Source organism: Desulfosporosinus sp. FKA (assembly GCF_002196785.1).
Taxonomy (GTDB): domain Bacteria; phylum Bacillota; class Desulfitobacteriia; order Desulfitobacteriales; family Desulfitobacteriaceae; genus Desulfosporosinus; species Desulfosporosinus acididurans.
This window is the reverse complement of sequence record NZ_NAHZ01000028.1, coordinates 54,810-69,342: the sequence shown is the minus strand read 5'-3', so window position 1 is coordinate 69,342 and position 14,533 is coordinate 54,810. Positions and strand designations below refer to the sequence as shown.

At 39.9% G+C, this 14,533-nt stretch carries 13 protein-coding genes; 9 read left to right on the top strand and 4 right to left on the bottom strand.

All coding sequences use genetic code 11. The annotated features are described in order from the left end of the window. Nucleotides 1-26: 26 nt before the first annotated feature. Nucleotides 27-1,226: an iron-containing alcohol dehydrogenase gene (locus B5771_RS10720; protein WP_088187495.1), complete on the top strand. Its 1,200-nt coding sequence runs from the start codon at nucleotides 27-29 to the stop codon at nucleotides 1,224-1,226. 28 nt (nucleotides 1,227-1,254) lie between these two features. Continuing rightward, nucleotides 1,255-2,625 carry an aldehyde dehydrogenase gene (locus B5771_RS10715; protein ID WP_088187494.1) on the top strand — a complete coding sequence of 457 codons (1,371 nt, stop codon included), beginning with the start codon at nucleotides 1,255-1,257 and terminating at the stop codon, nucleotides 2,623-2,625. 168 nt (nucleotides 2,626-2,793) lie between these two features. Here B5771_RS10715 and B5771_RS10710 read toward each other — a convergent pair whose 3' ends face one another. After that, entirely contained in the window at nucleotides 2,794-3,102 is a 309-nt protein-coding gene (locus B5771_RS10710) for a ferritin family protein (protein ID WP_047811172.1), read from the bottom strand. Nucleotides 3,103-3,470: 368 nt separating this feature from the next. Here B5771_RS10710 and B5771_RS10705 point away from each other — a divergent pair, with 368 nt between their 5' ends. Further along, on the top strand, nucleotides 3,471-4,619 hold the full coding sequence (locus B5771_RS10705; protein ID WP_172408238.1) for an ATP-binding protein: 1,149 nt from the start codon (nucleotides 3,471-3,473) through the stop codon (nucleotides 4,617-4,619). A gap of 189 nt (nucleotides 4,620-4,808) precedes the next feature. Then, a complete protein-coding gene (locus B5771_RS10700) occupies nucleotides 4,809-5,084 on the top strand; it encodes a hypothetical protein (RefSeq protein ID WP_088187492.1) in 276 nt (91 codons plus the stop codon). Between the two features lie 120 nt (nucleotides 5,085-5,204). Here the strand turns inward: B5771_RS10700 and B5771_RS10695 are convergent, their stop codons facing one another. Next, entirely contained in the window at nucleotides 5,205-6,200 is a 996-nt protein-coding gene (locus tag B5771_RS10695) for a G1 family glutamic endopeptidase (RefSeq protein WP_088187491.1), read from the bottom strand. 411 nt (nucleotides 6,201-6,611) lie between these two features. On the opposite strand from B5771_RS10695, the gene B5771_RS10690 reads away from it, so the two are divergent. Together B5771_RS10690 and B5771_RS10685 are read left to right on the top strand one after the other, a co-directional pair. After that, nucleotides 6,612-7,214, top strand: a complete 603-nt coding sequence (locus B5771_RS10690) for a hypothetical protein (RefSeq protein ID WP_088187490.1) — start codon at nucleotides 6,612-6,614, stop codon at nucleotides 7,212-7,214. Between the two features lie 316 nt (nucleotides 7,215-7,530). Beyond that, nucleotides 7,531-8,451: a polysaccharide deacetylase family protein gene (locus B5771_RS10685; RefSeq protein WP_088187489.1), complete on the top strand. Its 921-nt coding sequence runs from the start codon at nucleotides 7,531-7,533 to the stop codon at nucleotides 8,449-8,451. Between the two features lie 101 nt (nucleotides 8,452-8,552). Here B5771_RS10685 and B5771_RS10680 read toward each other — a convergent pair whose 3' ends face one another. Both B5771_RS10680 and B5771_RS10675 read right to left on the bottom strand, forming a co-directional pair. After that, the gene (locus B5771_RS10680) at nucleotides 8,553-8,945 is read right to left on the bottom strand and encodes a MerR family transcriptional regulator (protein ID WP_088187488.1); all 393 of its coding nucleotides are present in this window, start codon (nucleotides 8,943-8,945) and stop codon (nucleotides 8,553-8,555) included. A 19-nt stretch (nucleotides 8,946-8,964) separates the two neighbouring features. Next, on the bottom strand, nucleotides 8,965-10,071 hold the full coding sequence (locus B5771_RS10675; RefSeq protein ID WP_088187487.1) for a DUF362 domain-containing protein: 1,107 nt from the start codon (nucleotides 10,069-10,071) through the stop codon (nucleotides 8,965-8,967). 656 nt (nucleotides 10,072-10,727) lie between these two features. Here B5771_RS10675 and B5771_RS10670 point away from each other — a divergent pair. From B5771_RS10670 to B5771_RS10660, 3 genes are all read left to right on the top strand, one after another. After that, nucleotides 10,728-11,864 carry a BMP family ABC transporter substrate-binding protein gene (locus tag B5771_RS10670; RefSeq protein ID WP_047811179.1) on the top strand — a complete coding sequence of 379 codons (1,137 nt, stop codon included), beginning with the start codon at nucleotides 10,728-10,730 and terminating at the stop codon, nucleotides 11,862-11,864. Between the two features lie 82 nt (nucleotides 11,865-11,946). After that, nucleotides 11,947-13,467: an ABC transporter ATP-binding protein gene (locus B5771_RS10665; RefSeq protein WP_242966814.1), complete on the top strand. Its 1,521-nt coding sequence runs from the start codon at nucleotides 11,947-11,949 to the stop codon at nucleotides 13,465-13,467. Beyond that, nucleotides 13,457-14,530, top strand: a complete 1,074-nt coding sequence (locus B5771_RS10660) for an ABC transporter permease (RefSeq protein WP_088187485.1) — start codon at nucleotides 13,457-13,459, stop codon at nucleotides 14,528-14,530. The genes B5771_RS10665 and B5771_RS10660 overlap by 11 nt, the downstream gene beginning before the upstream one ends. Nucleotides 14,531-14,533: the final 3 nt, after the last annotated feature.

The following is a 14,533-nucleotide window of genomic DNA, read 5'->3' as shown; positions in this document are numbered from 1 at the left end:
TACTGCAATGAAAAGGGGGTAAGGGAATGTATAAATCATATTGCAGAATTTACCAAAATGTATTTTATGTCTTTGCACATTTTCTGCCTTGGCGTGAGCCGGAGCTGCTGCAAGGGAAAAACAGTTTAAATGAGCTGCCTAGATTAATCAAAAGCAATGGAATCAATCGTCTCTTAATAGTTACCGATAAAGTGATTGTTTCCATTGGACTTATGGATGGATTACTTAACGGTTTAAGTGAGGAGGGGATAGATTACATTATATATGATGAAACCGTTCCAAATCCAACTATTAACAACATTGAGGAAGCGGTGCAGTTGTATAATGTAAATCAATGCAAGGGTATTATTGCCTTTGGCGGAGGGTCTCCCATGGATTGTGCCAAGGGGGTAGGTGCACGTGTTGCAAGGCCTCAAAAGAGCATTCCGCAGATGAAGGGTATTTTCAAAGTGCTGAAGAAAATACCTCCTCTTTTTGCTGTCCCGACAACATCGGGTACGGGGAGCGAAGCAACAATTGCTGCAGTTATAACTGACAGCAAAACCTATGATAAGTATGCTATCAACGACCTTAGTCTGATCCCTCAAGTTGCCGTACTTGATCCAATGCTTACGGTTAATATGCCGCAGCATATTACTTCAACGACGGGGATGGATGCTTTAACTCATGCTGTGGAGGCTTTTATTGGCAGAAGCAATACCCAAAAGACAAAACAGTATAGCAGAGAAGCGGTACGATTAATATTTGAAAACCTTTACGAAGTATACGCAAACGGGAAAAACCTTCTTGCCAGGGAAAAAATGCAAAAGGCTTCTTTTTTAGCCGGATTAGCTTTTACGCGCGCTTATGTTGGTTATGCTCATGCAATTGCGCATACACTTGGCGGGTTTTATGCAGCTCCTCATGGTTTAGTAAATGCAATAGTCTTGCCATATGTTTTGGAATTCTATGGTGAGTCCGCACACAAACCTTTAGCTGAGCTGGCCGATTTGGCTAAGTTAAGTGTTTCGAGCGAAACCCTTGAACAAAAAGTGGAACGATTTATTGCAGCAATTAAAAATCTTAATAAAGGAATGGGGATACCTGATAAAGTGGACTTTATCGTGGAGAGTGATATCCCCTTGATGGTTAAACGTGCTTTGGCAGAAGGTAATCCTCTTTATCCTGTGCCTAAAATTATGTCAAATAAGGACATGACGAAAATCTATTACTCAATTATGAAGTAGAACAAATTGATAATGGGGGTTGATTTTAATGAATATAAAAGAGATCCTTTGCAAGCAAAGGAATTATTTTAATAGCGGTCAAACCCTGGGTTTGGACTTTCGTCTAGATGCCTTGAAGATTTTGAAGGCAGCGATTGTCAAATACGAAAAGGAGATTCTAGCTGCCCTAAAAAGCGATTTGAATAAGTCTGCTTTCGAGGCTTATGCGACCGAAATAGGAACAGTTCTAGAGGAACTTAATTATGCCCTGAAAAATCTTCCCCGCTGGATGAGAATTAAAAGGGTTGGTACGCCAGTACTGCATTTTAAATCAACTTCTTATAGAGTCTCTGAACCATACGGTATTTCGCTCATCATGTCGCCCTGGAACTATCCTTTCCAACTTACCATTGCCCCTTTAATCGGTTCCATTGCAGGAGGAAATTGTTCGGTTGTTAAGCCTTCGGCCTATTCCCCTGCGACGTCGGCTATCATTGCGCAAATTTTGGGTGAATGTTTTGAACAACATTTTAGTGCAGTAATTGAAGGGGGAAGAGAAGCAAACCAAGCCTTATTTGATGAAAGATTTGATTATATTTTTTTCACAGGAAGTGTTTCAGTAGGAAAAACTGTGATGGCTGCCGCTTCCAAAAATCTTACACCCGTGACATTGGAATTGGGGGGAAAAAGTCCGTGCATTGTAGATAAGAATGTGAACCTTGATCTCGCCGCCAGGAGAATTGTGTGGGGGAAATTTTTAAATGCGGGACAGACTTGCGTTGCACCAGATTACCTTTTGGTTCACAGGGACGTTAAAAGGGAATTAATTAATGGCATGCAGAAGTATATATTGAAATTTTACGGGAGAAATCCCTGCGAAAATGAAGAGTTTCCGAGGATTATCAATCTTAAACACTTCAACCGTCTCAGAGGTTATTTAAATCATGGAGTGGTCCTCATCGGCGGGGATTGTAATGAAAATCGCCTTCGCATTGCTCCAACAATTGTGGACAACATAGATTGGGAAAACCCGATTATGCAAGAAGAAATTTTTGGACCAATATTACCGTTATTGGAGTTCAGCGATATTTCGGAGGTAATTCAGGCCGTCAATAGCCGCTCTAAACCACTTGCCTTATATCTCTTTACAACAAGTAAAGAGGTAGAGTCGCGGATTACTCAAAGCATATCTTTTGGAGGAGGATGTATTAACGATACGATAGTTCATTTGGCGACCTCGAAAATGCCCTTTGGTGGTGTAGGAGAAAGCGGAATGGGCAGTTATCACGGAAAATGGAGTTTTGATACCTTTACACATACTAAAAGCATTCTTAAAAAGTCTAATATGATCGATATAAAACTTAGATATCCACCTTATGGCAATAAACTAAAGATCCTTAAAAAGTTATTCGGCTTATAAGCTATTATCAACTGGCTCTCGCGATAGAGAGTTTGTTCAAGAATTAATCTTTGTGAGCCTTACCGCGTTTCTCAAAGGACAAATTTACTCATATGTACGGGTAATTACCACAAAATTTAAATAGCAGTGAGACGTGTGCTCACTGCTATTTGTTGTTGTCAGGAGGAGTTATTTTTTGGTGAGTTTTTTTATCTCTTCCTCAACTTCTTGAGCTCCTTGTGCATAAAATTTTTCTTCATCTGGAGCCAATTCTTTTAGAAGTCTTATAAATTCACCGGCATGGACTCTTTCCTCATCAGCGATATCGGTTAAGACGTCGATGGCTAATTGATTATCTATGGATTCAGCCAGCTGCATGTATAGCTGGATAGCTTCATATTCTGCAGAAATCATGAAGCGAATGGCTCTAATTAATTCTTGTTCAGATAGTTTGCTTTTTTTTGCAAGGCCGGAAAACGGATTTCCAAAATCAGGCATAATATAGTCCTCCTCTATTTCTCTTTATTAATATAAGAAACCCAAAATTAACATAATTCTGAATTCGACACATAAAAACAATTTCCTTTTATTTAAAGATAGGAAAAGTTTTATGCAGAATACAAGCGGTTGTTGCTAAGTTTAAAAAGGAAAGACTAACTCAAAAGAGTAAGAATTATAAAAATTTCCCGCCTGGAAGAGGAAAATAGGGTAGTCTTGAAGAAGTACCTTTTTATAGTTATTAATTGTAATTAAGAGTTATTTCATAACCTCGACAAATTTCTGCCTAAAAGGGGGGTGCGCTGAGTTCCTTAGCTTAGATTAGAAAAAATTTCGATAAGTTTATAGTTTAGAAAGGAATGATTTTAATGATGGAAAATCAAAATAAACTTGTCGATTGCTCATCGTATATTTATCCAGAAAACAATATGATTAAATCAAAGTTCCTTTCTAAATCCCATGGTTTTATCGATAAAAATGATAGTGAACAATATAATCATTCGCTTAAAAACTACCGCAAGCTTTTTGACCATTTTCATGACAGCTTATTAATCATTAATTTAGAAGGACAAATTCTTGAAGCTAATAAGGCTGCCTTAGAAGCATATGGCTATACTCACAAAGAGTTATGCTCCATGAGAGTTCACGACCTCAGAGCAGAGGAGACAAAGGGGTTTGTTAATGTTCAGCTGCAAGAAGCAATTGAAAAAGGGATAACTTTTCAAACCTATCATGTCAGAAGAAATGGAGAATGCTTTTCGGTTGAAGTAAACTCTCATCAAATTATGATCAAATTTGAAAAACTTTTGGTCAGTATTATTCGACATATTTCAGAACATATGTGTTTAGAGATGAATTCTCTTAACAGAGAAGACTTAACAATACTTGGCAAGATTGCATCAGGTTTAGCCCATGAAATTAGAAATTCAATCACGGGCGTTCATGGATTTCTCCAACTAGCAATTCGTCAAAAGCTAACTCAAGATAAGTTCGCCGAACATTGTGCTCTAATGCTTCAGGAACTTAACCGCGCTGACTACATTCTGAGCCAACTAATTCTCGCCTCAAATGAAAAGGTTCTAAATTTAGAACTTAAAAACCTTAATCAACTATTAAGAACGATGATACCGTCAATTCAAGCCACGGTTAAGGAGCAACATAAAACAATTATATGTTATCTAGAAGAAATTCCGGATATTTTTTTAGATGAACATGAAATTAAAGAATTGATTAGGAATCTAGTTGATAACGCCTTAGACTCGATAACAAAAGGGGGGATGGTTACAATAACTACAACATCTTTAAATAAATCATTAGTTTTGCAAATTCAGGATAACGGTTCCGGCATAATTCCGGAAATTTTAAATCAGCTAGGGACTCCGTTCTTGACCACGAAGGAAAGGGGAATCGGTTTAGGATTAGTTATTTGTAAAAACATCGTATCTCGGCATAAGGGTACTATTAATTTTCAGACAGGAAACCTGGGAACGACAGTCAGAGTTTCCTTTAGTTTGTGATCTTCTTAGGGAGATATTGCAGCCTTAATGAAAGAGGCAAATATTCTTTGACTGTTAGAAGGAATATAAAGGAAAAGCGTAGAATGATTATAGCAAAGATGGTTAAGAATGGACATAGTATTAACATATTATCTAAACTATAAAAAGTTAGTTTGCCTTGGCATATCCTGACTAGTAGGAGGTAGGCGAATGAACGAAGATGTTGCAATAATTGAAGGTGTTTTTGATCTTCTCTTACCTGAAGTGCCATCGTCTCGATATAGATGGGGCAGAAAGGTTTGGCTTCGGGATATTGAAGTCGGGGCGAAAGGCAAACTCATATTTTTTGAAGATGGTGAATGTAATGTTACTAGTCTCAGCCGAATAAAAAGTATTAAAAGAACTTCGGATCACTTGGAAATTTATACAAATAGCAGTATATATAAACTAAGACTTCTTGCCAGCGAATCCGTTAAGGACGTATGAATCATTAAACCATTAGTTGGCAAAGTCCTTAGAGAATTTTATGATAAAACACATGTAAAAACCAGGCATGAATTTATGCCTGGTTATAATTGTGCGTCTGTTACAGGTTATTAATAGGGTCTAAAATTCCCAAGTCCAGACAAATCCGTCATCTTGTGATCCCTGGGTGATTGAGATGTGAATCCAACTGGAAGGAAATCTCTGACTTCGATTTCGACGATATCCTTGGCCAGTTCCAGTATTTGTAGCCGAGTTTACAACATTGGTCGAGAAAGATTCGCCATCAGATCCAAGTTCTGAAGGAGCAATTAACACATTACCGCTTTGTGAAACGAGGGCAACAGGCTGTACATTGCCAATGGATTTTAAGGACTGTCCATTTACCATTGCAGAATGGTAGGTGATCGATCCCATATTGGCTAAAGGATATAATTGTCCATTCTGATTGGAAGGATCTTCACTAATCCACTCAGCCGAAGTTCCAATTTCCTGTGCGTAATCTGAGCTTAATGTTACTGGAGGAATTGTTTGGCTCGGTGTATTACCGTTAATGGTGAAAGTTAGCGTCCAGGTTGAGCTCGAGTCTGTGGAGGGGGCTATGCTTGCACTAATGGTGGCGCCAATTGGGACAGTCATGACATTTTGGGCGGTCGAGGGCAGTTCCTCCCAAAACACCTTAGCAACGGGCTGACCGTTCTCAATTTCTTCAATCGTCCCCATTTGCAAGAGATCTGAAGAGGATACACCTCCTAAACCAATCCACTGAGCTGCTACTGCATCAGGTTGATTTGCACTGATACTAGGAACCGTCCAGCTTCCGGAAACACTTTTATAACTCTCTCCGGTATTGGGAGTATTAATATATCCTGCCCAATTTTCAGATCCTTGGGTATTTTCTGGAAGGGTAGTCGCGATATTGGAGCTTTGTGGTTCTTGAAGGTGAGGCATTGGCATACGTTTGTGTTGGAAATTTCTAGACATCTCGAAAGCAGACGCCAGCTTCTGATTTGTTGCAGTGGGAATTGGAACGCCATTAGTAAGTGAGCAGGCCCCCAATCCAACCAAGACAGCTAGAGCAAGAATTTGACTTTTAATTTTAATCGACTTAATTTTCAAATGGTATCTCCTCCTCTCTAGTTTGACTTAAAGAAGCTTCAATGTTGCCTGTTTTATGAATCCTTGAATAGAGTCGTTAGGTCACCCCCATAAATACATGGTTAAGAATCTGTTGGTAGTATTCTCTGCAAATTTATAGAATCCTTCAAGGCAAGTGACAGTTCACATTTTCTTAAGATAATGTTCACATTGTGTTATAAATCTTAGACTTGTGCAACATGGGAGTAAACGAGTTCACCTATAAAATTTTGTTTAAATTTTAAAGTTTGCTTAATCTGTAAATTAATGTAGAATTATAATGTCTTAATAAGCGGATCAAGCTTTATATCAAGCTAAATCGGAAGGTCGAAATTGTTTCCGCTGTCTTCAACTTTAACCTGTTAATCCAAAATGTTAGAGAGGTAAAAATAAATGAAGATCTTGAAAGCCATTGCTTTAATGGTGATAATTTTTGCACTAATGGGATGTGGTGCCGCTAAAGTAAAAACAACAGCTTCAACAATGCCTACAGAAAGTCAAACCTCACAGGGGCAAGATCCACCTGCCGATCCAACGCCCTTAACGGCGATCTCTCTTCAGTGGATAGGCCTAGACAAAGATCAAGTAAGTCCGAATGATTTAAAGGCTGACGGACAACCGGACGGACATTTCCATCTGACTGTACCCTTTAACCAATCGTCAGCTGTAAAATCTATCTGGATTCGCTATTCTGAATTTGGCAATTCCTTCAAATGGGGATGGATATATAATAAAAATCTTCTAATAGACGGATATAAGATGGCTGTTTTTGATAGCCTTGGTAACCAAATCCTGCCTCAGAATGATAATGGGTACAGGGTAGACGGTTTAACAGATTTCGATTTGTATATTTCTGAACTCAATAATGAAAATGGGCGCGATACGTTTAAGTTTGAAAAAAACCAGACGTTCAATCTGGAACTTGATTATGTCACACAAGGTAATCAGGTAGGTCAATATACCACTTCAGTTCAGTTAACTGATTTTAACAAATAGTGTTAGGCCAAGGCTTTAACCTAGAGGCTCTCACAACGTTCCGCGTAATGAGAGCCTTTATTCTATTTTAAAGGCGGTTACACTTTTCTGCAGATTTGCATAAACTATGCTAATTTAAACTGCTGCATGGCTGTTCCATAAGTGGGGGTGGGTTCTTCGTTGACTCTAGAGGATACCGTTAACCAAGAAGAGGTAATCAGCGCGGGGTGTCGAATAATTAGAATAAGGAGTAAAATACCATAGAGCTTTGTGCATAATGTCATTATTAGCCTCAAGATTATAGCTGCAGTTTAATCGGTACTAAGGATGTGAAACTATGAGGAGAAAAAAGGTAGTAATTGTTACCATTTTAACAGGTTTAGGTGGATTAATTGTTGGCCTGACAGTTTTAGGTGCTATGGTTTTTAACGGCAATGCAGCAACAAAGGCTTCTAATGTTTCTCAGTCCTTGGGGAGCAGCAATAAATTACCCCCTGCGAAGCCTGAAACGATGAACACAGATAAGACGTCTCCCCAAACATTGCCTTCATCTTCGCCGTCTCAAAGCCCTGCAACCAAGCCTGAAAAGCCAGAAGAGAATACATCAAGCCAATCCTCGGCCGCGGCAGATCATCTTGATGGCCCTGCAGCTGATGTTATTTGGTCTCTTCCTGCCGCAGCGAAAGCGGTGTTTATAACGATCGACGATGGATGGTACCCGAATGACTCTGTATTAGCAATCATGCATGCTCAGCATGTACCGATCTCGGCCTTTTTAATTGAAAATGCTGCGAAGGAGCATCCTGATTTTTGGCGATCATTTGTTGCTGCAGGAGGAGACATCGAGAATCATACAGTATCTCATCCTGATCTGACGAAAGATTCCTCAGCTGATGTGTTAAACCAAATTAAAAATGCGGAAGGCTATTTAACATCATTTTCAACACCTACACTCTTTCGCCCACCCTACGGGGATTATAATCAAACAGTTTGTCAAGCCGCCTATCAAGCGGGCATAAAACATTTAATCATGTGGAACGCAACCATGAGCGACAGTGGACTTCAGACATATAATGGAAAACCTCTTGCTCCTGGAAGCGTAATTTTACTGCATTGGAACGCCAATTTAGGATTTCAGCTGCAAAAATTGCTTAATATTATAGCAAAGCAACACCTGGGAGTTGCATCATTGCCTTACGCCTTGAATCATCCAAATAAGTTTCCTATCATTTGGCCTAAGGAAGAGGCTGCTGATTAAAACCTATTGGACGAAATTATCAAAAAAGCTTCCCGACTGCTCAATACATCATAGCAGTAAGGAAGCTTTTCGTTTTAGAAGCTGCAAATTACTGATTTGCCTTACAACGAGTGCAATTGTTTGGTGTTGGGTGAAATGTTGCAGCTTTTATCGTAACATTTAAGTTTATGATCAATCATTTTAAGGTTTTCTTTTAAATCATCCATCTGTTTGAGGACTTCTTTTCGATGGTCAATAAACATTTGCCGGCGAATTTCGAGGGTCTCATCCCCTAAAAGGCACCATTCAATGTATTGTTTAATTTGCCTAATGGGCATTCCGGTGTTTTTCAAACAACAAATGAGTTTTATCCAATCAAGATCATCATCTGAAAATTCCCTATTTCCTGTTTTGTTCCGGTCGACAAAGGGCAGAAGACCTTCTTTGTCATAGTAGCGAATGGTGTGTGCAGTAAGATCGAATTTTTTAGCGACCTGGCTAATCGTATATCCCATCAAATACGACTCCCTCTAATTAAATTGTAATCAATTCATACGCCTTGCTGCCCAGTCCTAGTTTTACTGCATGGTCTATACCTACTTTCCAGTCGGTGCTTGGATTTACATCGGTAAAATGATCATTATGATTGCGGTCGCTTTTTTCGAGCAGACTTCCACTCATGACCGGCTGGCGGTTGACTGCGTCAGCGCAAGCAACATCGAGAGCAATAGGATCAAAGGAGGCAAACATCCCTACATTGGGAACAATCGGGATATCGTTTTCGGCATGACAGTCGCAGAAAGGAGAAACATCGATAACCAAGCTAATGTGGAAATGTGGGCGGTCATGGAGAACAGCCCATGTATACTCCGCCATTTTCTTATTCAAGATGTCATTAGATTCATCCCAAGCTGCTACAATCGCTCCAGTTGGGCAAACTCCAATACAACGACCACAGCCAACACACATGTTATGATTGATAGACGCTTTATGATCAGTAACACTATTAGCGCTATGGGCACAAATTTTTACACACATACCGCAGCCAACGCACTGTTCTTGAGAAACATGGGGTTTACCATTACTGTGCATCTCCATTTTACCTGCCCGTGAACCGCATCCCATACCAATATTTTTTAAGGCGCCGCCAAAACCTGTAAGTTCATGGCCTTTAAAATGATTTAAAGAAATTATAATATCGGCATCCATAATAGCATGACCAATTTTCGCTTCTTTAACATATTCGCCGCCCTTAACAGGAACTAAAACTTCATCAGTCCCTTTGAGCCCATCACCAATGAGAAGGTGACAACCTGTAGAAAAAGGAGAAAAGCCGTTGACATAAGCAGATTCCAAATGTTCAAGAGCGTCTTTTCGTCCCCCTACATACAAGGTGTTACAATCTGTGAGAAATGGCTTTCCGCCTAGTTCTTTGACAATATCCACAACTGTTTTGGCGAAATTAGGACGCAAATAGGCCAAATTTCCTGGCTCACCAAAATGAATTTTTATGGCTGTAAATTTTTTGTCAAAATCAATTTGCTGCATTCCGGCAGTTTTAATTAAACGGTTTAATTTTTGCTGTAAGTTTTCATGTATTGTTGTGTGTAAGTTTGTAAAATAAACTTTTGACGTTTCCATCTATAACTCCCCCAGTATAAACATTATTCATATCTTAGAATAAACCTTAGAGTCTACTCTAAGTCAAGTTGTTTTCGTTTACAAGGGTGAAATTTTTATAAATTTTGTCTTTATCAACAACTAAATTAATTAATTAATATAAGCTATAATAGAGAAGCAAGTAGGGTTAGACTACTTGAACTATGGAGAAAAACCTATTATAATTTAGTTTATAGCTAGTCTCCAATGTATTAGATTAGGCAGCTGTATTAGATTAGGTAGCAAAGAAGCTATAATTCCCGGTATTTTCTGGGATATATAACTTCTCTTTTTTGTTTATCTGGAAAACAAAAGAAATAGAGGCCAATTTTACATAATTAATTTCTTAAATAGTGGTATGTTTTTGGTGAATTTCTTTTAGGATTTACTATAATCTTCACAAGGTTAGCACATTAACAGTCGGTTTTGGCAGTATAAATATGGTTGCATTGCCACGGCACTTTTAGATACAGGATTTAAACAGGTCCAGGGATATGTCTAAACTATTCACGAAAATCGGGAAGCAAGAGGGCAATGCAGCTGTATTTTTGTGAATATAGACTGTCAAGTCAGGAAGAGGGGATGCAAAGACATTAATTTTGATAACGTATTTAAGAATAATTAGTGGAGGAAAGAGCATGAAATTATCTAAGAAAATCAGTATTTCTACGTTAGTCTTTGTCATGATCTTGACCCTGCTGCTTAGTGGCTGCTCGCAAAGCAGTAAGCCGGCAGCGACTTCGGATCAAGGCAGCAGTCAGTCTGCAGGTCAAAAAATTAAAGTTGCCTTTGTTTATGTGGGACCTGTGGGCGATTTCGGTTATACTTATGCTCAGGATCAAGGCCGAAAATACCTGGAATCACATATGAAGAATGTTGAGACAACCTATGTTGAAAACATTCCGGAAACTGCTGACTGTGAACGTACGTTCACAGATCTTGCTCAAAAGGGTTACAATATTATTTTCGGTACCAGCTATGGCTACATGGATTACATGAAAGATGTATCCAAAAAATTCCCGAATGTCGTCTTCGAACATTGCAGTGGTTATAAAACGACTGCCAATTTAGGCACATATTTCAATCGTGACTATCAAGCCCGCTATCTGACCGGTATGGTTGCCGGCAAATATACAAAGAGCAATATTCTTGGCTTCCTGGCACCGTTTGGTACACCTGAAGTCATCCGTAATATCGATGCCTTTACTCTTGGTGCCCAATCGGTAAACCCTAAAGTTCAAGTTAAAGTAGTCTGGACAAATTCCTGGAACGATCCCGCAACAGAAAAAACAGCGGCCAATAGTTTGATTGATGCCGGCGCTGACGTTCTTGCGATGCACGTAGACTCGCCATCCTTTGCTCAAACAGCTCAGGATAGAGGTGTGCTGGCCATTGGCCACGATTCAGATATGTCGAAGTTTGCCCCTAATTCTATCCTCGTCGGTGACGTTTCCAATTGGGGTCCGTACTTTGTTCAAGTAGTCAAAGAAGTTATGAATAAAACCTGGAAACCAACCCAATATTTCGGCGGAATCAAAGACGGCGGTGTTATTGATATTACACCCTTTAGCTCCAAAGTCGATAAAGATTTCCAAGCAATTGTTAATGCTAAACGACAAGATATTATCGATGGTAAATTTGTTCCTTTCACAGGACCTGTTTACGATCAAAACGGTAACCTCAAGATTAAAGACGGTGATAAAGCCACAGATGAGATGCTCCTTTCCATCAACTGGTTTGTCAAAGGCGTTGTGGGATCAATTCCCAAATCTTAACCGGCTAGAACAGAAGAATGATGTTATCCGCAAACCGGCGAGTTTCTCGCCGGTTTGCGATAATGTTGAAAGGGTGAGATCGATGGGGAATACACCCATGGTGGAAATGCGCAAAATCACAAAAGAGTTTCCGGGTATCCTTGCTAATGATCAAGTTTCATTAGTCGTTAAGAAAGGCGAAATTCATGCACTCTTGGGTGAGAATGGAGCGGGAAAGAGTACGTTAATGAGCGTGCTCACTGGGTTGTATCGACCCGACGGGGGCGAAATATTTATTGAAGGCAAGAGGGTTGAATTTTCTTCGCCCAAAGATGCTGTTAACAAGGGTATAGGCATGGTACATCAGCATTTTAAACTTGTTCAGCCCTTTACCGTCGCTGAAAATATTATGCTCAGCATTAAAGAACTGAAACAAATTTACAACCTCAAAGAGATCGAAAGGCAAATTATTGAGCAATCGGAAGCCTTTGGACTTTCTATCGATCCCAAAGCGAAAATCTGGCAGCTTTCGGTCGGTGAACAGCAAAGGGTGGAAATTATAAAATTACTGCTTTTAGGTGCTGAATTCTTAATTCTTGATGAGCCGACGGCTGTATTGACACCTCAAGAAGCCAAGGCGCTCTATACTACCCTGCAAAAAATGGCCGTAAGCGGTAAATCTATTGTCATTATCTCTCACAAGATGAACGAAGTTATGGAAAACACCGATTCTATCACTGTTCTCCGAGACGGGAGATCTATTGGGACTGTTCAAACGAAAACGACAAATGAAAAAGAGCTTGCCAAAATGATGGTTGGCAGAAATATTTCTTCCACAACCGGGAAGACGTTGTCTGCCAAAACAGATATACTTATGACTTTAGCAAATGTTTCAGCCTTAGGTGACAATGGTTTATTAAAATTGAAAAATATTTCAATGGATATATATAAAGGAGAAATCCTCGGCATAGCCGGTGTTGACGGCAACGGGCAGAAAGAACTGGCAGAAACGGTGGCAGGTCTGCGTTCTGCTAAACAAGGGGCTATTTCTTTTTGCGGCAAGGATTGTACAAAGTCAGGGCGTAAAAAGCGGATTAACCTTGGTATTAGCTATGTACCGGAGGATCGTATGACGACCGGCCTCGTAACCGAGCTTAACGCTTATGAAAATGTTGCGCTTAAAAGTTACCGCAAGTATCCTGGGCCCTTTATTTCCTGGGATAAAGTCAAACATGATTCTGAGCAATTGGTTGAGAAATTTGATGTTCGGCTGGCGAGTATGTCCAATCCCGTAAAAATGATGTCGGGAGGGAATATTCAGAAGCTTCTTTTGGCACGGGAAATTGATTCCAATCCTAAATTAATTATCGCTGTTTATCCCATGCGCGGTCTGGACATTGGTGCTACAGATTATGTAAGACGTCTGCTTATTGGAGAGAGTGAGAAGGGCATAACTGTACTTCTTATCTCGGAAGACTTGGAAGACATCCTTTCCATGACGGACCGCATCATCGTAATGCACGGAGGAGAAATCATGGGTGTCGTTAAGCCGAACGAGACATCGCGTGAAGAAATAGGCCTGATGATGGCCGGCAAAAGAAAGGTAGATCTTCATGAAGCGTAAACTTTTAGGAAGCTGGGAGATAAAGAAAACAAATACAAGCTCTGGGTTAAAGAAGGTTGTCATCTCTGTAACTTCCATCATCCTGGGTTTAATCTTTGCGGGTCTCTTTGTGCTGCTGACCGGAAAAAACCCTTTGGAACTTTACACTGAGATCGTGCAATCCTCTGTAGGTTCTATCTATGGCTTAAGTGAAACGATCGTGGAAATGATTCCTCTAGCCTTGTGCTCCTTAGGGGTTTCTCTGGCTTTCCGGATGCAATTATGGAATATCGGAGCAGAAGGCCAATTTTATATGGGTGCTTTTGGGGCAACCTATTTTGCTCTCTTCTTTTCCGGTTTGCCTAAACTGGTACTCCTGCCTCTGATGTTACTCGCAGGGTTAATTTGTGGGGGACTTTGGGCTTTGATTCCTGCCCTGCCGAAGGCCTTTTGGAATGTTAATGAAACAATTAGTTCTCTTTTACTTAACTATGTGGCTTACCTTTGGATTGCTTATCTTGTATATGGCCCTTGGAAGGATCCAAAAGGAAATAACTTTCCTCTGACGAAGCAGTTTTCAGACAATGGAACAATCCCGGTTTTCGGGAACACTCGAATTAGTTATGCGCTTTTTTTGATGTTTATTATTGCAGTTATTCTATTTTTTATTCTTAAGCATTCTAAATGGGGTTATGAGATACGTGTCAGCGGTTCCAGCCGCAAAGCTGCTGATTATGCAGGTATGAGCTATATTAAAAATGTCTTATTGGTTATGTTTTTGAGCGGGTCTATATCGGGAATTGCTGGGATGGCTGAGGTATCAGGTGTTCTTCACCGCTTACAGCAGACTATTTCTCCGGGCTACGGTTATACCGCCATACTCATTGCCCTGCTGGCCCGTCTGAATCCCATCAGTATCCTCCTTGTATCCTTTTTAATGGGTGGATTGCTTGTAGGCGGCTATAGTTTGCAGACCTCCGGTTTTCCTTCAAGCATGGTTTCCATGTTTCAAGGCTCGATTCTATTCTTCGTACTGGCAGGCGAAATGTTTAATAATTACCGTTTGGTAAGAAAGAAGGCATGATGG